This is a genomic window from uncultured Pseudophaeobacter sp. (assembly GCA_905479575.1).
Taxonomy (GTDB): Bacteria; Pseudomonadota; Alphaproteobacteria; order Rhodobacterales; family Rhodobacteraceae; genus Pseudophaeobacter.
Map to the genome: position 1 here is coordinate 111,356 of CAJQNB010000032.1, position 17,809 is coordinate 129,164.

Here is a 17,809-nt window from a genome sequence, read left to right on the forward strand (position 1 = left end):
AGAAAAAGGCCAGGCAATTGCCCGGCCTTTCGTTTTTTCAAAGGTTGGATGTTTTACAGATCATAGAGGCCGGTAAACTTCTCTTCCAGATAGTGCATCAGCGGCGCCGGGCTGGGGTCGGCGCCAGCGGCCAGGGCAATCGTCTCTTGTGGGCTGCGCAGGCCACCGTGCTGTTGTAGGTTCTGGCGCAGCCAGTTGGTTGCAGAACTGGTATTGCCACTTTCCAGTTCAGCGTCCAGCCCCGGCAGTTCCGCCCGCATCTTTTCGTTCAGGCAGCCCGCATAGACATTGCCCAAGGAATAGGTGGGGAAGTACCCAAACAGACCAACAGACCAGTGCACATCCTGCAAACAGCCGTTTGACGGTTTGTCGACACGATAGCCAAAGTCCGCTTCAAAACGATCGTTCCAGGCGGCTTCCAGATCGCCAACTTCCAGATCACCCGCCATCAGGGCACGCTCCAGATCAAAGCGCAGCATAATATGCAGATTGTATTGCAGCTCATCCGCTTCGGTGCGGATATAGCCTTTGTGCACGGTGTTCACCGCCTTGTAGAACGCATCTGCATCCGAAATGCCAAACTCGCCAAATGTGTCGCGCATTTCACCATAGAGCCAGCTGGTAAAGGCGGCACTGCGGCCGATCTGGTTTTCATAAATCCGGCTTTGGCTTTCATGCACCCCCATCGACACACCCCGCCCCAGGGGCGTCAGCAGGTAGTCTCGGCTGATCCCTTGTTCATAGGCCCCGTGGCCGACCTCGTGAATGGTGGAGTAAAAGCAATTAAAAGGGTCCTCTTCGCTGGTGCGGGTGGTGATGCGCACATCCAGCCCACTGCCCGAACTAAAGGGATGCACGGCCTTGTCTACCCGGCCGTGGCTCATGTCATAGCCGAAGGTCTTGGCCAGTTTGCGGGTCAGTTTCATCTGCGCGCCTTCGGGGAAGCGGCCCTGCAGCGCCTGTGGCGCAGGCTTGTCCAGTACCCGCGCCCGCAGGTCCACCAAACCGGGGCGCATGGCGTCAAAGATCGCTGCAATTTCGCCAGCGCTTGTCCCTTGCTCATAGTCCTCAACCATGGCGTCATAGACATCGCCCCCTGCCGCCAGAGCCTGGCCCTCTTCGCGCTTCAGGGCCACAACCTCTTGCAGCACTGGCAAGAAGGCGGCAACGTCTTCATCGGCGCGCGCGGCGGCCCATTTGCCCTGCGCCTCAGAGGTGACACGGGCCAGCCGACGCGCCAAATCGGCGGGAACCTTGACGCTGCGCTCATAGCTGCGCTTGATCTCGCGCAGCTGCGCCTCCCCCACCACATCCGGTGCCTGCGCTGCAGCCAGCCACTCGGCCACTTGCGGCGAGGAACGGCGCGCATGCAGAACCGCCTCGATGGCGGCCATTTCTTCGCCCCGCTGTGCGCCTGCGCCGCGCGGCATCATGGTTTCCTGATCCCAGCCCAGACGCCCGGCGATCTGCCCCAGCGCCTGCGTGTCGCGCTCATAGGCCATCAAAGTGTCAAAAATGCTCATGGGTCAATGGTCCTTGATCGAAGTTGAAATGGGATAGCCCGCCAGAAAACGCGCCCGCAAGATTGCCACCCAAAGGGCGACCGCCACCAGTTGATGCAGGATCGCGGCCTGCCAGGGGGCACCGTAGATCACGGTGATCACACCCAAAAGGATTTGCAGGCACAAAATTGCAAAACTTAAGGAAAAGGCGCTGCGGGTAAGCGGATGCGCCGAGCCGCGCCCTTTCAGCCAGACCACCACGCCAAAGGCAAACAAGAGATAGCCGCTGACCCGGTGAATGAACTGAACAAGCCCAGGGTTTTCAAAGAAATTCCTCCAGATCGGCTCAAACATCAGCGGGTTTGGTGGGATCACCTGCCCGCCCATCAATGGCCAATCGGTATAGGACCGCCCGGCGTCAATCCCTGCCACCAGGGCGCCCAGTAGGATTTGCAGAAAGGCAAAATGCAGCAAGCCGGTAGAGAGGCCAAAGATCTTCGCCTCTTTGGCGCGGCGCGCCTGCATTAGATCTCGCTCACTGCGTCCCAGTTGCAGGATAAACCAGGCGATAACGCCCAAAATCACAAAGGCCAGCCCAAGGTGCGTCGCCAGGCGATAGGAGGCCACAGCGGTCATGCCTTCGCCCTGGGTCACGCCAGAGGACACCATCCACCAGCCAATAGCGCCCTGAACACCGCCCAACAGCCCCGGCAGGGCAAGCCGACCCGCCCATCCGGTGGGAATTTTCTTGGTGATGAGAAAGCCTAAATATCCAACAGCCCAGATCAGCCCCATGACGCGGCCAAGCTGGCGATGGCCCCATTCCCACCAATAGATCTCTTTGAAATCAGCCAGTTCCATCCATTGGTTTTCAATACGCCACTGGTCAATCTGCTTGTACTTATCGAACTCGGCCTGCCAGTCCAGCTCTGTCAGCGGCGGCATGGCCCCGGTCACCGGCCGCCATTCGGTGATGGACAGTCCCGAATCCGTGAGCCGGGTCAGCCCGCCCACCACAATCATCGCGACCACCAGGGCAAAGAGCACCGTCAACCACGCCCGAATGGCGCCACGCGCGCCGCGACGACCGCGATCAATCATGCCCGGAGTGACGGCTGGGGCGGTCTCGGGTTTGTCGCCCGCGACCTCTTCAAAAATGCTGCGCTTGCTCATGCTTGCCTCTTTTAGAACTGAGGCCAAGCTAGGCAGGCTTGCGACGAAGGTCCAGAGCATGCGCCGCCTTTGCAGGCCTGAGATGTCACTTTTCTGGCGCGTTTCCTGAACCATTTTCCGGCCCGTCCCCGCCAGGGTCGTCTTTGTGCCGCCAACGCACCATCTGCCGCATGACGCCATGCAGCATCTGCACATCGGCGCGGGTCAAAGGCATGCGGCTGAACATATTGCGAAACACCACCTTCATGCCGGCCGCCTTTGTTAGTGGAAAGAAAAAGCCAGCCTCGTCCAGGCGGCTCTCATAGTGGCTGACCAGGGCCTCCACATCGTGCCCCGTTGCCCAATCGGTTTTGCCCAGCTCAATGACCTCATCTGCGATCTCTTGGGTTTGGCGTTGCCATTCATAGGCCGTCAACAACACACATTGGCCCAGGTTCAGCGAGGCGAACTCCGGGTTCACCGGCACCGAGATAATGGCATTTGCGCGGGAAATATCGTCGTTTTCCAGCCCAGCGCGTTCCGGACCAAACAGCACCGCGACCTTTTCTCCGGCTTTGATCTTTTGCGCCGCCAGCTTCATCGCCGCTTCTGGGCTATAGACCGGTTTCACCAGCTCCCGCGGGCGCGCGGTGGTGGCAAAAACAAAGGAGCAATCTTCCAGGGCGGCGGGCAGATCGTCCGCCAGGATCGCCTCATCCAGCAACCGCCCAGCGCCTGATGCCATGGCAACGGCCTTGGGGTTGGGCCAGCCATCACGCGGCGCAACGATACGCATACGGTCAAGGCCAAAGTTCCACATGGCACGGGCCGCCGCACCAATGTTTTCCCCCATCTGCGGACGGACTAGGACAAAGGCAGGTTGTGGCAGGTGGCTGGACATTCTTTTCTCCGCTAAAGACCGCTTTGCTGTAGTCGTCACATCGCCAATGAGCAACCCATATGCCCCTTATCGCACCGCTAACTGCTGGGCAGCTGTGTCCCATCGAACCTACAGGCGGTGAATTCCGGCTGCAGGCGTGCCCAAACCTTGCGCTCGGCCACAAAACCGCTAAAACCCGTGCTTCAAGATCAACAGGAGTGACCTGCATGGATAACGCCTCAGAAGCCCCCGAAGCCCCGCAGATCTACCTGATCTCTCCCCCGAGTTTTGAGCTGGGTCGCTACCCTGACATGCTGGCCCGTGTCTTGGACAGCACCGAGATTTCCTGCCTGCGGCTGAATTTGGCCAGCCGGGATGAGGACACGCTCAGCCGTGCCGGCGATGCCCTGCGTGAGGTCTGCCATGCCCGCGACGTCGCCATTGTGATCAGTGACCACCAAATCCTGGCCGAGCGTCTGGGGCTGGATGGCGTGCACCTGAACGATGCCTCAAAATCTGTCCGCACCGCCCGCAAGGCGCTGGGACCGGATGCCATTGTCGGCAGCTTCTGCGGCGCCTCGCGCCATGACGGGATCAGCGCCGGGGAAGCCGGAGCCGACTATGTGAGCTTTGGGCCTGTTGGCACCTCCGGGCTGGGCGATGGTGCCGTGGCCGAAACAGAGCTGTTTCAGTGGTGGTCGCAGATGATCGAAGTGCCCGTGGTGGCCGAGGGAGGCCTGACCGAGGATCTGATCCGTACGGTGTCGCCCTTTACCGATTTCTTTGGTCTGGGCGAAGAGATCTGGAACACCGAAGATCCCGTTGCCACCCTCAGCCGTTTTATGGCGGCTATGCGCTAGCCCTACCGGGCCGCATCCGTTTTAACGCAATTCAGTTTTGACACAGAACAGGCGCAGGAGGACACTCCCGCGCCTTTTCTGTTGCCGGTCTTTTGCCAGTGCAGCTTCTCAGTGTGGCTTCTCTATCTGGCTCCGCGCTTTACAGGAACACACGTTCATAAAACCAATAGCTGCCAATCAGCGCGATGGTCACCGATGCTGGGATAGCCACCCGCCCACGGTATTTGGGATGTTTGCCAAACCAATAGCCCAGGGCGCCATAGGCCAGGGCGATCACTGTCAGTTGTCCCAGCTCGACCCCGACATTAAAGCCGAGCAAGGCCGGAATGACTTGATTTTGCGGCAGGCCGAACTCCCCCAGCACCGAGGCAAAGCCAAGCCCATGCAACAGCCCAAAGGCAAACACCACCACAGGGCGCCAGAGATGCAGGCGACGGGAGAAGATATTCTCCACCGCGACAAAGACAATCGAGGCCGCAATCAAGGGTTCCACAAGGGCCGCGTTGACGCTCACCAGGCCCAAGGCGCCCAGCGCCAGGGTAATGCTATGAGCCAGGGTAAAGGTGGTCACCTGCCACAACAGGGGTCGTAATCTCGTGCTGAGGAAAAACAGCCCCAGCACAAACAGAATATGATCCAATCCCTTGGGCAGGATGTGATCAAACCCTACGGGCAGGTAGCTTTGAAACACCTCCCAGCCACTTTGCACCGCGCCACCGGTCAGGCCAATATCAGGAGAGCGCACCCCGCCCAGAAGATAGCCAGTATAGGGTTCCGGCACAGCGTTCTGCCGCAAGACCACCACCCCGGACCGCTCTGGCCAGGTGAGGGTCAGATAGCGCGCCGATCCGGGCACACTCCCGGTGAGCTCCAGTACAGAGCTGCGCGGCAGGCTGGCATCCCCCACCTGCGGGATGGTGAGCTTCTCCAGCTGCAAATGCACCGGCCCTGCGGCCTGTACCTGTATGGTGGGCAGCCAGTCTTCGACAAACAGCCGCACCATGGGGTCCAGCTCATCCTGAGCCATGTTGCGCAGCAAATCGTAATCGGCCGACTTGTCGCTGCTATTGGTGTCTGTTCGGTCATCCAGATCAATCCCCGCAACAAAGGCCTCGATGTTCAGCCGCAGCTGCAGCCTGAGCTGGCCGTCAGAGACTTCAAAGTCTGCGATTGTCGGCGTGATCTCATGTGCGCGCGCGGCCATCGGCAGGCAGAGCATAAGGCTTGACAGAAGCGAGAGGATGCCCACCCTGAGGCCACACATGTGAAAAGTTCTAAAAATGCTCAACCCCATGATCCGCTCTATTTTTCTACCAGGTCTTAGCCTTGCCGCCCTTCTGGCGTCGACGCTCCCGGCGCTTGCCCATGAGTTTTGGATTGAGCCACAGAAATATCAAGTAAATTCCGACGAAACCCTCACCGCCGGGCTCAGAAACGGGCAAGTGTTCAAAGGCGCCCGCCTCCCCTATTTCGACAGGCGCATTGACCGGTTCGACATCGTGCAAGGGGTCGAGGTCACGCCCTATAGGGGCCGGATGGGGGATATGCCCGCCCTGGTCCTGGACAGCCTCAGGCCCGGCCTGCTGATCGCCCTGCATGAAACCACGCCCGACCTGATCACCTACAAGAGTTGGGAGAAATTTGCCGCTTTTGCCGAAGCCCAAGGGTTTGACGACATCCAAGCCCGCCATCAGGCCCGAGGCCTGCCAGATGCCAATTTTGGCGAAGACTATACCCGCCATGCAAAACTACTGGTGGCTGTCGATCAGGGTGCGGGCGATGATCGGGCCTTTGGCCTGCAGACTGAGTTTGTGGCTTTGCAAAACCCCTATACCCTCACCCTGCCCGAGGATGGCAGCGCTGCAGAAATGCCTGTGCAGCTGCTGTATCAGGGCGCTCCCAGAGCCAATGCCCAGGTGGAGTTGTTTGAGCGCGCGCCAGATGACAGTGTTCAGCGCCAGCTGTTACAGACCAATGGCAGCGGCATTGTTCAGGTTCCGGTGCGGGCCAAGCGGCGGTACCTGTTGAACGCCGTGGTGCTGCGCCCGGTGCAGGCAGCAGACTCAGGCTCGGCGCAGGCAGAGATAAAAGCAGTTTGGGAAACGCTCTGGGCCTCTTTGGTTTTTGCCACCCCCTAGCGCATGCGTCATCCCCCCAGCCTTTTTCCGCTTGTCGCTTGCGGGGCGCGACAAAAGGCGCAATAGAGTTGCCATGACACAGGATATTATCACGCCCGCCGCCTCTTCTGCTGACGCCTTACAGGTGCTTTGCATCGGGTCTGTTCTATGGGACATCATTGGCCGCTGCCCAACGGATATGCGCCGTGGCTCTGATATGCCGGGGCGCATTACCCGCCTGCCCGGCGGTGTTGCTATGAATATTGCCATGACACTGGCGCGCTTTGGGCTGAAACCCGACCTGCTGAGCGCGGTTGGTACAGACCCCGAAGGCGAAGAGTTGATTGCCGCCTGCGTTGATCTGGGCTGCGGCACCCAGCATCTGTACCGCTCAGCGGATTTGCCGACAGATCGCTATATGGCGGTCGAGGGTGGCAATGGTTTGATTGCTGCCATCGCAGATGCCCATTCCCTAGAGGCCGCTGGCGACAAGATCCTGCGCCCGTTGCGGGATGGCACACTGGGCGCGCCCACGGCTCCCTATCAGGGCGCAATAGCGCTGGATGGCAACCTCACCCAGGCGCTGCTGGCCGAAATCGCCTCCGACCCGGCTTTTGCCCAGGCCAAACTGCATGTGGCCCCCGCCTCTCCGGGCAAGGCGCAGCGGTTGCACCCGTTTTTGGCGGCCACCCGTGGCACGCTTTATGTGAACCTCGAAGAGGCCGGCCTGCTGTGTCAGGCGACCTTCACCAATAGCGCCGAGGCCGCGCAGGCGTTGATCGCCAATGGCGCAGCGCGGGTTCTGGTCACCGATGGCGACAACTCTGCCAGTGATGCAACAACCAGTGATGCCAATGCTGGTGCAGATACCGTGATTACCAAACGCCCCCCCCAGGTGACCGTGGCCCGCGTCACCGGCGCCGGCGATACCTTCATGGCCGCCCATATCGCCGCCGAGGCGCGTGGCGAAGACCGACACACGGCGTTGGACATTGCTCTGCAGGCCGCCGCCACCTATGTTTCAGGAGATACCCCACTGTGATCGACATCCAGTATTCCGCCGAAGTTCAGGCTGCCAAAGCCGCAGGCAGCGCCATTGTGGCGTTGGAAAGCACCATCATCACCCATGGCATGCCCTTCCCACAAAATGTTGAAGTGGCCGCCCAGGTAGAACAGGACATCCGCGACGCAGGCGCAACTCCGGCCACTATTGCGGTGATGCAAGGGGTCTTGCATGTGGGGCTGGAACCCGATCAGCTGCAATCACTGGGCCAGGCCAAAGATGTGGCCAAGGTGTCACGCGCCGATATGCCCGCCTGCATGGCCATGGGCAAAACCGGCGCCACCACAGTGGCGGCCACCATGATCGCGGCCCGGCTAGCCGGGATTTCCGTCTTTGCCACCGGCGGCATTGGCGGTGTCCACAAGGGCGCCGAGACCAGTTTTGACATTTCGGCAGACCTGATGGAGCTGGCGCAAACCCCGGTGACGGTTGTCGCCGCCGGAGCCAAGGCTATTCTTGATATTCCCAAAACTCTGGAGATCCTTGAAACTCAAGGGGTTCCGGTGATTTCCTACGGACAGGACAGCTTTCCTGCCTTCTGGTCATCCCTGTCCGACCTGACCGCCCCCTTGCGCATGGACAGCGCCAGTGACATCGCCCGCGCCCAGATCATGCGCAGCGCCATGGGCCTGCCAGGTGGTCAGCTGATTGCCAACCCAATCCCGCGCGAGGCAGAAATTGCTGCCGAGGTGCTGGCTCCGGTGATCGCCCAGGCCCAAGGTGAGGCCGATGAGCAGGGCGTGAGCGGCAAAGCCGTGACGCCCTTCCTGTTGCAGCGGATTTTCGAGCTCACCCAAGGGCGGTCGCTCACCGCCAATATTGCATTGGTGCGCAATAATGCCCGGCTTGCCGCAGAAATTGCCAAAGAAATGGTCGCACTTAACTGTTGAGTGACTTTCCTTTGACTCTGGCATTGCCCAAGGCGTGATCAGTACCTAGGTTCTGATTAACGTAACGGACGTGACTGTTCCTCATACCTGATTGTTTCCCATGACCACACCCTTTGACGAAGACCCCATTCGCCACCGCCCCGGCGTTTTTGCGCGGCTCCGCTCCTCGTTTTTTACCGGGATTGTGGTCATTGCTCCGGTCAGCCTGACCATCTGGTTGCTGTGGACTGTCGTTGGCTGGGTCGATTCCGTGGTACTGCCTCTGGTGCCGCACACGATCTCACCAGAGCAATATATCGGCATCAACCTGCGTGGTATCGGGCTGATCTTCTTTTTGCTCTTCACCATTGTCATTGGCTGGATTGCCAAGGGGATCATTGGCCGCTCGCTGATTGGCTTTGCCGAAAACCTGGTCAATCGCATGCCGGTGGTGCGCACCATCTATTCCGGCATCAAGCAGATCTCGGAAACCGTTTTTGCCCAATCGGAACGCAGTTTTGAAAAAGCCTGCCTGATCCAGTACCCCCGCCGTGGGATCTGGGCCATCGGATTTATCTCGACCACGGCCAAAGGCGAAGTCTCGGCTCATGCCAATACTGGCGGCGCTTTGATGAGTGTGTTCCTGCCCACAACGCCCAACCCCACCTCGGGCTTTTTGCTCTTTGTGCCGCAGGATGATGTGATCGAGCTTGAGATGAGCGTGGAGGATGCTGCAAAGCTGGTGATCTCAGCCGGGCTGGTCTATCCCAACCCCAAGGATCCCAGCTCCCCTGAACAGCCAGAAGACGCCACCTGAACGTCAGCTGTAGCCCAGCTCGGTGGCCGTGGATGTGCCGCAACAAAAAAGGGAAGGCGCTGTGCCTTCCCTTTGCATTTTATGCAGCGCTCCAATCGCGTTAAAAGGCCGTCCTAAAGCGCAGTCCAGCCGCCATCAACGCTCAGTGTGGTGCCAGTGATCTGCGCTGCGGCATCGGAACAGAAAAAGACAGTGGATCCCCCCAACTGTTCCACAGTGGCAAACTCCCGCGACGGCTGACGCTCCAGCATCACCTGTTTGATCACCTCTTCGCGCGACATGTTGTATTTTTCCATGGTATCCGGAATCTGCGCCTCGACCAGCGGGGTCAAAACATATCCGGGGCAGATCGCATTGCAGGTGATCGGCTCTTCTGCGGTTTCCAGCGCCACGGTTTTGGTCAGGCCAACAACCCCATGTTTCGCGGCCACATAGGCCGATTTGAACGGCGAGGCGGTAAGCCCGTGCGCCGAGGCGATGTTGACCACACGGCCCCAGCCAGCCGCCCGCATCATCGGCAGCGCCACCGCAGTGGTGTGAAAGGCCGAGCTGAGGTTGATGGCCAGAATGGCGTCCCAGGTCTCTGCCGGGAACTCATCCACCGGCGCCACATGCTGAATACCGGCGTTATTGACCAGGATATCGCAGCGGCCCGCCTCTTTGATCAATCCACGGCAGGCCTCACCCTTGGACATATCGGCCTGGATGTAGCGGGCTTCTACGCCAAACTCTGCCGCAATCTGCCCCGCCAGTGCGTGATCTTCCTCGCGGTCGGTAAAAGAGTTCAACACCACATCCGCCCCAGCCCGCGCCAATTCGCGCGCAATGCCCAGACCAATGCCCGAGTTTGATCCGGTGATCACAGCGGTTTTCCCCTGGAGCGTCATCTGTTGTTCCTTTCGTGAATCCTGACAAGACGTGTTGACCTTCTTGCCATGCCGCCCGGGTAAAAGAAACGCGTAGGATTACGTAGCCTTTTCCACTGACGCATCCCCCAATAGCCAAATTCAAAGGACGCAAACCAACTTCAGCATCCCCGTGCAGAGCCGTTTAATTAAAAGGAAAACCCGAAAACCAAAAAAAAACGCCCGCGCGAAGCGGGCGTGAAGTTATTGAGGCAGGTTTCATACAGGCAAGAAACCTATCGAGCAGTGACTCCTTTATAGGCAATTTCGCCTGTTCATCCAAGCTAAAAGTTTTAAATGACGATGTGCGGCCTCTGAGGTATAGAGCCAATAAAATAAGGGCTGTAGGGGATTGTTGCCAAAGTGATGCCAGATTTTTTCCAAAAACTCAAAGCTACAACCTGTGGAATCTTGCTGTTTTGCGCTGCCGATTTTGCATCCGCAGAATCATCACATGGCATAGCTATGTATGGCAGCCCCGCCCTACCACAGGATTTTGTGTCTCTCCCCTATGTAAACCCCAATGCGCCAAAGGGTGGCAAAGTGGTGGTTGGGAACACTGGCGGATTTGATACGCTTAATCCGTTCGCCCCCAAAGGCACGCCTCCCTGGCAGCTCAGGTTCTGGGGATACGAGAGTTTGATGGGGCGATCCTGGGACGAAGCTTTCTCTCTTTACGGGCTGTTGGCCGAATCAGTTGAAGTACCCGAGGACCGATCCTGGGTCGAATTCAGCCTCAGACCAGAGGCGCGTTTCTCCGATGGCAGCCCGGTTACAGTCGAAGATGTGATCTGGTCCTACGAAACCCTGGGCACCAAGGGACATCTGCGCTACCGGGGGTTTTGGAACAAGATTGCCGAAATCCGCCAGACCGGTCCCATGAGCCTTCGGATCACCTTTAACACTGCCGACAGAGAACTCGCTCTGATTGCAGGTATGCGTCCGATTTTGCAAAAATCCCAATGGGAGGGCAAAGACTTTGCCGCCTCCGGCCTGACAGAGGCGCCGATTGGAACCGGGGCCTATGTGGTGGCGGATTTTGAAGCCGGGCGCCACATCATCCTGAAACGCAACCCCGACTACTGGGGCAAAGATTTGCCATTCCGGGTAGGCACGCAAAACTTTGATGAGCTTCGGATTGATTTCTTTGGCGACCAAACCGTGTTGTTTGAAGCCTTCAAAGCCGGAGAGCTGAGCAGTTACCGAGAGTTCAATGCCGATAAATGGGCCAGCGCCTATGGGTTTTCTGCCGTGACCGATGGCCGGATCGTCAAAAGTGAGATACCCCATAAACGCCCCACTGGCATGACCGGACTTGCCATCAATACCCGCCGCGCCCCGCTGGATGATTGGCGTGTACGCGAAGCGCTGCTGTTGGCGTTCAACTTTGAATACATCAACGAGACCATAACTGGCAGCGCCCAACCAAGGATCACCTCGTATTTCTCCAACTCGCACCTTGGGTTGCGTCCCGGACCCGCCAGCGGCCGGGTCGCCGACTACCTGATGCCCTTTGCCGGGGCCATGCTGCCCGGCACAGCTAACAGCTACACTCTGCCGCAAAGCGACGGCACCAAACGCAATCGCAAGAACCTGCGTAAGGCGATGGCCCTGTTGGAGGAAGCCGGTCTAACGGTGCAAGACGGCGCCCTGCGCGATGCAGATGGCACCCCGATCACCTTTAATGTCTTGCTGCGCCAGGGGGACAGCGAAATGAAAACCGTGGTTGAAATCTATGCCCGTGCGCTGGAACGCCTGGGGATCACCCTGATGCCAGAACCCGTTGACAACGCACAGTATGTTGGCCGCCAAAGCAGTTTTGATTTTGACCTCACCAAGGTGCGGCGCGAACTCTCGCTCAGCCCTGGAAACGAACAAAAACTCTACTGGGGTTCCGCTGGTGCAGACCAACCCGGCAGCCGCAACCTGATGGGCATCGCCTCTCCTGCGGTGGATGCGATGATTGACACCATGCTCAGCGTGACCGACCCAGAGGATTTTGTCGCCGCCACCCGCGCGCTGGACCGGCTTCTGATGGCGGGGCGCTATGTGATTCCGATATGGTCCTTTGATAAGGGACGGATTGCCCATAAACATGCGCTGAAATTCCCGCAAACCCTGCCAATCTACGGAGACCGCACCGGGTTTATGCCGGATGTTTGGTGGTATCAGGAAGACTAGCCCAATCCCCCCGTCGCAGGTTGCTGTGCGCCCTGCCTTGTTTCCAGCTTGATCCCAGAGCCAAAGCCCGGGCTTGGCTCTGGGCTTTGGCATCGGCTTGTTTTGGCACAATCAAAGCCAGAGCGAACTGCTGCATTCCTTTTTCGCCTATTTTTTGATATGCTGCTCAAACAAACTGTTCAAAGTAAGTGGTAACTGTTTTCGAGAGGGGCACCAATCATGACACTTCATCCTGCCCCGCTATGCTGGGAGACAATGTACCCCCGGGCCAAACAGCGGTTTCCACATTTGCAGTTTGAAACGGTCGCCAGTTTGAAAGGGGATCATGATGGCTTTGTAAACCACTTGGCAGCCTCCCACCAACTGACGCTGCGCGAAGCCCGTGAAGAGGTTGAGGATTTTCTCTTTACCGAAAGCCTGCATGCCGAGCTGGCGTCTAACCCAAACTAGGTTACTGCCAGTCCAGATCAAAGCCAGTCGGCAACACCCCAAGCCCCTGCCGCACTCCGCAATGGGGCACGCCGAAAATGGGCGGCGCCTGAAACACTTTTTTATCAGGGCTTTAGCTTAGCGAGGTCACCCAAAGGATGGTGGCGTCTTCCTGACTATTGGACACCACATTGTGCCCCATAGCAGCGTCATAATAGGCGCTGTCGCCCCGCCGCATCTCAACCGGTTCGTAAAACTCAGTGAACAGTGTCACCACGCCGGTCAGCACATACATGAATTCTTCGCCGTCGTGGCGCACCCAGCCATCAAACTCTTCCATCGACCGCGCCCGCACCCGGGCCCGGTAAGGCAACATCTGTTTGCGGCGCAGACCTTCGGCCAGCAGCTCATGTTCATAGGTGGCAGTGGCCTGGGCTGATCCTTCGTTCAGCTTGGTCACCGTCATCCGGCCATTGACCTGATCCCGTTGCGGCGGCGTGAACAGCTGCGGCACCGAGATCTGCAATCCAACCGCCAGCTTTTTCAGGGCTTCATAGGTCGGCGACATCTGGCCGTTTTCGATTTTTGACAGGGTCGAGCGCGCCAGCCCGGCCTGATTGGCCGCATGTTCCAATGTCCAGTCGCGCGCTTTGCGCAACTCACGCACACGGGCGCCCAGGTCCAGGGGCTCCGCTTCGCGTTCATCCCCATTGGCACGGGCAATGGTAATCAAAGATTTTGGGTCATTTCCTGTCATAGAGCTTCTATATGCCGCCCGGTGGGTGCTTGCAACGCAGCACTTGTCACGCTAGCCAATGGAAATGTTGTCCCTGTTTGATCAAGGCGCCTTTGCGCCCTGCCCCGCACCCTTCAATCTGGCAGCCTTTGTGCTGCGCCATGCTGTTGATCTGGCCGACAAACCAGGTCTGGAAGTTGTCGGCCCCAGCGGCCTGCAAACCTGGAGCTTTGCCCAGCTGGAAGCCGCAGTGCGCGGCACCGGCACCGGCCTGCTGCAAGCAGGGCTGACGCCCGGCCAGATCGTGCTGATGCGCCTGGGCAATACGGTTGATTTTCCCATTGCCTATCTGGGGGCTATTGCCGCCGGTCTGGTGCCGGTACCGACATCTTCGCAGCTCACCGAAGACGAAACGGCAAAGATGATTGCCGATCTGCAGCCCGCAGCGGTGCTGCGGGACCCACAGGTCGCCTGCGCGCCCCATGACACGCAGATCCTGCTGGCGGAGTTACAGGCCATGCATGCGCTTCCCCCCTGCGCCTATGACATGGGAGATCCAAACCGGATGGCCTATGCGGTCTACACCTCGGGGACCAGCGGCAAGGCCCGCGCGGTGGCCCATGCCCACCGCGCCATCTGGGCCCGCCAGATGATGGTGACGGGCTGGTATGATCTCAAACCCTCTGATCGGTTGCTGCATGCCGGCGCCTTCAACTGGACCTTTACCCTGGGCACAGGCCTGATGGACCCCTGGGCCATGGGGGCCACCGCCCTGATCCCGGAACCCGGCACGGACCCAGCCGCTTTGCCAGACCTGTTGCGCCAGCATGACGCAACAATATTTGCAGCTGCCCCGGGTGTTTACCGCAAGATCCTAAAAAGCGAGACCGCTATGGAGCTTCCCAAGCTGCGCCATGGATTATGTGCGGGTGAAAAGCTCTCGTCGCATCTGCACGGCGCCTGGAACAGCACGACAGGCACCGAGCTGTATGAGGCCTATGGCATGTCCGAATGCTCCACCTTCATTTCCTCTAGCCCGGCCCATCCGGCACGCGGCGACGCGCTGGGGCAGCCGCAGCAGGGGCGCAAAGTTGCCATTCTGGGGCCTGAGGGCCCGGTGCCCCAGGGCCAGGAGGGCACAATTGCAATAGCCGCCAACGACCCCGGATTGATGCTGGGATACCTGAACGCCCCGGAAGAGACCGCAGCACGCATGCAGGACGGCTGGTTCCTGACCGGTGATCAAGGTGCCATGGCGGTCGACGGGCAGGTGAGCTATCTTGGCCGGGCAGACGATATGATGAATGCCGGCGGCTTTCGTGTCTCCCCGATTGAGGTGGAAACCCAGCTTTCAGCCCATCCCGGCATTACCCAAGTGGGGGTTGCCACGGTTGAGGTCAAAACCGACAGCCATATCATTGTGGCCTTCTATACTGGACCAACCAAACTGGATGAGCCCGATCTGGAGGCTTTTGCCGCCGCCCACCTGGCCCGCTATAAACAGCCGCGCGCCTATGTGTATCTCGATATGCTGCCCAGTGGCGCCAACGGTAAGTTGTTGCGCCGCGCCCTGCCCGCCTATTTCAAAGGATAGCCCATGACCGCTGATCTGACTGCCTCGTTGCCTACCGTCAAGCTCGACATCATTTCCGACCCGATCTGCCCCTGGTGCTATATCGGCAAGACGCACCTTGACAAAGCCCTGGCGGAAATCCCCGATCACCCCTTTGTTATTGAATGGCATCCCTTTCAGCTGAACCCAGACATGCCCTCTGAGGGCATGGGACGCCGGGCCTATCTGGAAGGCAAGTTTGGCGGCAAAGAGGCCGCAGTCCGGGCCTATGCTCCGGTGGTCGAACACGCTGAAAAAGCAGGCCTAAACATTGATTTTGAAGGCATGCAGCGCACCCCGAACACGATTGATGCCCACCGTCTGATCCACTGGGCCGGGATCGAGGGCAAACAGGGTGCCATGGTCGATGCGCTGTTTGATGCCTATTTTGCCCAGGCCCGCGATATTGGCGATCACGAAGTACTGGTTGAGATCGCAGAAAAAGTCGGCATGGAAGCCGATGTCGTGCGTCAGCTTTTGTCTGGGGCCAATGATGCCGACGACATCCGCAACCGTGACGCCCATTCACGCAAGATGGGCGTATCTTCGGTTCCCACCTTTATCATTGCCAATCAGCATGCGGTTCCAGGTGCCCAGCAGCCTGAAATGTGGAAACAGATCATCGCAGATATCATGCAGCAACTTCAATCGCCTGAGGAGGATGCATGAGCCAACTCAGGCGCATGACAATCTTTGTTTCGCTGCTGGTTATCATCTCTGGCAGCACGGTGTTTTTTCGCATTGTCGAAGGTTGGAGCTGGCTGGATTCCTATTTTTTTACCATCGTGACCATCTCTACCGTTGGCTATGGAAATCTGGTGCCGATCACCGCGGCGGGCAAGCTGGCCACGACCTTTTTGATTTTTGGCGGTTTGGGCGTTTTTGCCATCGCCATCCATGAATTTGCCAAGATCCAGCTGCTCAAACGGCAAGAGCACAACGAATGGCTTTTTGCCCGCCTTGGTCGCCATAAGGAGGGCGAAGAAGATGTGGTTGCCAACAAAGACGACCAACCCCATCGCCCGAGTCAGAGCCAGAGTGCACCCCATCAGGGTGGGCTGCCCTCAAGCCCGCAAGATCCATCCGGGCAAAAATAGCTATTGGATTTAAGGACCTCGCCGCGCCCGATGAGGGATTGAAGCCTTGACCTCCCGTTGCATCTCGTCGCCTCTGCCTAGGTCTGCGCCCTGGCCAAAGTAATTCACAAGACAACAATGCACATACCCTTGTGCATTTTGAGCCTTGGCCTCTGGCTGGCTCGCGTGATACCCGCCCTTATCGAGGCCCGGTCCGGATTCAATTTCAGGATCCCCGAAGTCTCTTATGAGGATCCCAATGACGACGAAACCCGCCCAAGCTATGTCCAAGGCCGAGTTCATTTCTCTGGTTGCGATGATGATGGCCACGATTGCTTTTTCTATTGACGCCATGCTGCCGGCCCTGCCGGAAATTGGCGCACAACTGAGCCCCGATGACATCAATCAGGCCCAGTTGATCCTGACCTCATTTGTCCTAGGCATGGGCATTGGTACCTTTTTTACCGGCCCGCTTTCGGATGCCTTTGGACGTAAACCCGTGATCGTGGTCGGCGCGCTGGTCTATATCGTCTCGGCCGGGGTGGCCTGGGCTTCTTCCTCGCTGGAACTGGTTCTTTTTGCCCGGCTGACCATGGGGTTGGGCGCTGCCGGCCCACGGGTTGTAGCCCTGGCCATTGTGCGCGATCTGTATTCCGGGCGCGAGATGGCGCGGATGATGTCCATTGCCATGATGATCTTTACCCTGGTGCCCGCAATTGCACCGATGCTGGGGCAGTTTGTCATCCTCATCGCCGGCTGGCGGGGCATTTTTGCCGCGTTTGCACTGTTTGCGATCATCATTTCCCTGTGGACCATGCTGCGCCTGCCCGAGCCACTGGCGATAGAAAACCGGCGCCCCTTTCGTGTTCCGCTGATGATAGCTGCGGTCAAGGAGATGGTGCAGCACCCAACCGTGCGCCTGTCTATTCTTGTGCAGACCCTCTGCCTGGCCATCCTGTTCACCATGATCACCATGGTTCAGCCGATCTATGACATCATTTTTGATCGCGCTGACAGTTTTCCCTTTTGGTTCAGCCTAGTGGCCCTGATGTCGGGCAGCGCTAGCGTGTTGAATGCCTCTGTTGTGGTGCGCATCGGCATGCGCCGCATTGTGACCTGGTCTCTGGCCGGGCAGATCGTCCTCTCGGCTGTCATGTTGACCCTCGAAAGCCTGCCCCTCCCCGGCGCTGTGGCCTTTGGGCTGTTCGTCGCCTGGCAAACCAGCGTGTTCTTTATGGCAGGCACCACTCTGGGCAATCTCAATGCAATGGCGATGGAACCCATGGGCCATATCGCCGGCATGGCCGCTTCGGTCATTGGTGCGATTTCTACGGTCTGTGGTGCCATCATTGCAGCGCCTATCGGGCTGTTGTTTGATGGCACGCTGTTGCCAGTCACCCTGGGAATTCTGGTTATGTCCGGCCTTGGCTACCTGATCATGCTACACATCGCCCGGGTCGAGGCACGGCTTGTGCCCTAGCCACGGATCTTTGGGATCGGGGCGCATCACTGGTGCGCCCTACAAACTGAAACCTGCCCCGGCGCACTGTCTTGCCGCAGCGCCGCAAAACTCCTAACCTCTTTTAATATTTCAGCCAGATATTTGGAGA

The 17,809-nt window shown here is 58.7% G+C and carries 17 protein-coding genes; 11 read left to right on the plus strand and 6 right to left on the minus strand.

Features of this window, described 5'->3' with window-relative positions:
• Window positions 1–53: 53 nt before the first annotated feature.
• The 3 genes from QZ268_RS10480 to QZ268_RS10490 form a co-directional block, all read right to left on the minus strand.
• The gene (locus tag QZ268_RS10480; protein WP_295452001.1) at window positions 54–1,523 is read right to left on the minus strand and encodes a carboxypeptidase M32; all 1,470 of its coding nucleotides are present in this window, start codon (window positions 1,521–1,523) and stop codon (window positions 54–56) included.
• Window positions 1,524–1,526: 3 nt separating this feature from the next.
• Complete coding sequence (ctaA, locus tag QZ268_RS10485; protein ID WP_295452003.1) at window positions 1,527–2,675, minus strand: heme A synthase; 1,149 nt, start codon at window positions 2,673–2,675, stop codon at window positions 1,527–1,529.
• An 85-nt stretch (window positions 2,676–2,760) separates the two neighbouring features.
• Window positions 2,761–3,555, minus strand: a complete 795-nt coding sequence (locus QZ268_RS10490; RefSeq protein ID WP_295452006.1) for an RNA methyltransferase — start codon at window positions 3,553–3,555, stop codon at window positions 2,761–2,763.
• 206 nt (window positions 3,556–3,761) lie between these two features.
• Here QZ268_RS10490 and QZ268_RS10495 point away from each other — a divergent pair, with 206 nt between their 5' ends.
• The gene (locus tag QZ268_RS10495; protein WP_295452008.1) at window positions 3,762–4,394 is read left to right on the plus strand and encodes a thiamine phosphate synthase; all 633 of its coding nucleotides are present in this window, start codon (window positions 3,762–3,764) and stop codon (window positions 4,392–4,394) included.
• A gap of 139 nt (window positions 4,395–4,533) precedes the next feature.
• Here QZ268_RS10495 and QZ268_RS10500 read toward each other — a convergent pair whose 3' ends face one another.
• Window positions 4,534–5,598, minus strand: a complete 1,065-nt coding sequence (locus tag QZ268_RS10500; protein ID WP_295452011.1) for a HupE/UreJ family protein — start codon at window positions 5,596–5,598, stop codon at window positions 4,534–4,536.
• Between the two features lie 88 nt (window positions 5,599–5,686).
• On the opposite strand from QZ268_RS10500, the gene QZ268_RS10505 reads away from it, so the two are divergent.
• The 4 genes from QZ268_RS10505 (at window position 5,687) to QZ268_RS10520 (ending at window position 9,260) form a co-directional block, all read left to right on the plus strand.
• The gene (locus tag QZ268_RS10505; protein WP_295452013.1) at window positions 5,687–6,532 is read left to right on the plus strand and encodes a DUF4198 domain-containing protein; all 846 of its coding nucleotides are present in this window, start codon (window positions 5,687–5,689) and stop codon (window positions 6,530–6,532) included.
• Window positions 6,533–6,605: 73 nt separating this feature from the next.
• Window positions 6,606–7,553 carry a PfkB family carbohydrate kinase gene (locus QZ268_RS10510; RefSeq protein WP_295452016.1) on the plus strand — a complete coding sequence of 316 codons (948 nt, stop codon included), beginning with the start codon at window positions 6,606–6,608 and terminating at the stop codon, window positions 7,551–7,553.
• Window positions 7,550–8,464, plus strand: coding sequence for a pseudouridine-5'-phosphate glycosidase (locus QZ268_RS10515; protein WP_295452018.1), 915 nt, complete (start codon window positions 7,550–7,552; stop codon window positions 8,462–8,464). Before QZ268_RS10510 ends, QZ268_RS10515 begins: the two co-directional genes overlap by 4 nt.
• A gap of 100 nt (window positions 8,465–8,564) precedes the next feature.
• Window positions 8,565–9,260: a DUF502 domain-containing protein gene (locus tag QZ268_RS10520; protein ID WP_295452021.1), complete on the plus strand. Its 696-nt coding sequence runs from the start codon at window positions 8,565–8,567 to the stop codon at window positions 9,258–9,260.
• A 113-nt stretch (window positions 9,261–9,373) separates the two neighbouring features.
• On the opposite strand, the gene QZ268_RS10525 is transcribed toward QZ268_RS10520, so the two are convergent.
• On the minus strand, window positions 9,374–10,147 hold the full coding sequence (locus QZ268_RS10525) for a 3-hydroxybutyrate dehydrogenase (protein ID WP_295452023.1): 774 nt from the start codon (window positions 10,145–10,147) through the stop codon (window positions 9,374–9,376).
• A gap of 483 nt (window positions 10,148–10,630) precedes the next feature.
• Between QZ268_RS10525 and QZ268_RS10530 the strand changes: the two genes are divergently transcribed.
• Window positions 10,631–12,346, plus strand: coding sequence for an extracellular solute-binding protein (locus tag QZ268_RS10530; protein ID WP_295452026.1), 1,716 nt, complete (start codon window positions 10,631–10,633; stop codon window positions 12,344–12,346).
• 219 nt (window positions 12,347–12,565) lie between these two features.
• Window positions 12,566–12,796, plus strand: coding sequence for a hypothetical protein (locus QZ268_RS10535; RefSeq protein WP_295452031.1), 231 nt, complete (start codon window positions 12,566–12,568; stop codon window positions 12,794–12,796).
• Between the two features lie 112 nt (window positions 12,797–12,908).
• Here QZ268_RS10535 and QZ268_RS10540 read toward each other — a convergent pair whose 3' ends face one another.
• The gene (locus QZ268_RS10540) at window positions 12,909–13,532 is read right to left on the minus strand and encodes an XRE family transcriptional regulator (protein WP_295452033.1); all 624 of its coding nucleotides are present in this window, start codon (window positions 13,530–13,532) and stop codon (window positions 12,909–12,911) included.
• 64 nt (window positions 13,533–13,596) lie between these two features.
• Here QZ268_RS10540 and QZ268_RS10545 point away from each other — a divergent pair, with 64 nt between their 5' ends.
• The 4 genes from QZ268_RS10545 (at window position 13,597) to QZ268_RS10560 (ending at window position 17,679) form a co-directional block, all read left to right on the plus strand.
• Window positions 13,597–15,105 carry a class I adenylate-forming enzyme family protein gene (locus QZ268_RS10545; RefSeq protein ID WP_295452075.1) on the plus strand — a complete coding sequence of 503 codons (1,509 nt, stop codon included), beginning with the start codon at window positions 13,597–13,599 and terminating at the stop codon, window positions 15,103–15,105.
• A gap of 3 nt (window positions 15,106–15,108) precedes the next feature.
• Window positions 15,109–15,792: a DsbA family oxidoreductase gene (locus QZ268_RS10550; protein ID WP_295452036.1), complete on the plus strand. Its 684-nt coding sequence runs from the start codon at window positions 15,109–15,111 to the stop codon at window positions 15,790–15,792.
• Window positions 15,789–16,220, plus strand: a complete 432-nt coding sequence (locus QZ268_RS10555) for a potassium channel family protein (protein WP_295452038.1) — start codon at window positions 15,789–15,791, stop codon at window positions 16,218–16,220. Before QZ268_RS10550 ends, QZ268_RS10555 begins: the two co-directional genes overlap by 4 nt.
• 238 nt (window positions 16,221–16,458) lie before the next feature.
• Complete coding sequence (locus tag QZ268_RS10560) at window positions 16,459–17,679, plus strand: multidrug effflux MFS transporter (RefSeq protein WP_295452041.1); 1,221 nt, start codon at window positions 16,459–16,461, stop codon at window positions 17,677–17,679.
• Window positions 17,680–17,809 lie beyond the last annotated feature (130 nt).

Coding starts and splice junctions, on each gene's coding strand:
- QZ268_RS10525 (WP_295452023.1), bottom strand. CDS start 10,147: ATGACGCTCCAGGGGAAAACCGCTGTGATCACCGGATCAAACTCGGGC.
- QZ268_RS10490 (WP_295452006.1), bottom strand. CDS start 3,555: ATGTCCAGCCACCTGCCACAACCTGCCTTTGTCCTAGTCCGTCCGCAG.
- QZ268_RS10540 (WP_295452033.1), bottom strand. CDS start 13,532: ATGACAGGAAATGACCCAAAATCTTTGATTACCATTGCCCGTGCCAAT.
- QZ268_RS10500 (WP_295452011.1), bottom strand. CDS start 5,598: ATGGCCGCGCGCGCACATGAGATCACGCCGACAATCGCAGACTTTGAA.
- QZ268_RS10535 (WP_295452031.1), top strand. CDS start 12,566: ATGACACTTCATCCTGCCCCGCTATGCTGGGAGACAATGTACCCCCGG.
- QZ268_RS10545 (WP_295452075.1), top strand. CDS start 13,597: ATGTTGTCCCTGTTTGATCAAGGCGCCTTTGCGCCCTGCCCCGCACCC.
- QZ268_RS10530 (WP_295452026.1), top strand. CDS start 10,631: ATGTATGGCAGCCCCGCCCTACCACAGGATTTTGTGTCTCTCCCCTAT.
- QZ268_RS10505 (WP_295452013.1), top strand. CDS start 5,687: ATGATCCGCTCTATTTTTCTACCAGGTCTTAGCCTTGCCGCCCTTCTG.
- QZ268_RS10560 (WP_295452041.1), top strand. CDS start 16,459: ATGACGACGAAACCCGCCCAAGCTATGTCCAAGGCCGAGTTCATTTCT.
- QZ268_RS10495 (WP_295452008.1), top strand. CDS start 3,762: ATGGATAACGCCTCAGAAGCCCCCGAAGCCCCGCAGATCTACCTGATC.
- QZ268_RS10480 (WP_295452001.1), bottom strand. CDS start 1,523: ATGAGCATTTTTGACACTTTGATGGCCTATGAGCGCGACACGCAGGCG.
- QZ268_RS10550 (WP_295452036.1), top strand. CDS start 15,109: ATGACCGCTGATCTGACTGCCTCGTTGCCTACCGTCAAGCTCGACATC.
- QZ268_RS10555 (WP_295452038.1), top strand. CDS start 15,789: ATGAGCCAACTCAGGCGCATGACAATCTTTGTTTCGCTGCTGGTTATC.
- QZ268_RS10520 (WP_295452021.1), top strand. CDS start 8,565: ATGACCACACCCTTTGACGAAGACCCCATTCGCCACCGCCCCGGCGTT.
- QZ268_RS10510 (WP_295452016.1), top strand. CDS start 6,606: ATGACACAGGATATTATCACGCCCGCCGCCTCTTCTGCTGACGCCTTA.
- ctaA (WP_295452003.1), bottom strand. CDS start 2,675: ATGAGCAAGCGCAGCATTTTTGAAGAGGTCGCGGGCGACAAACCCGAG.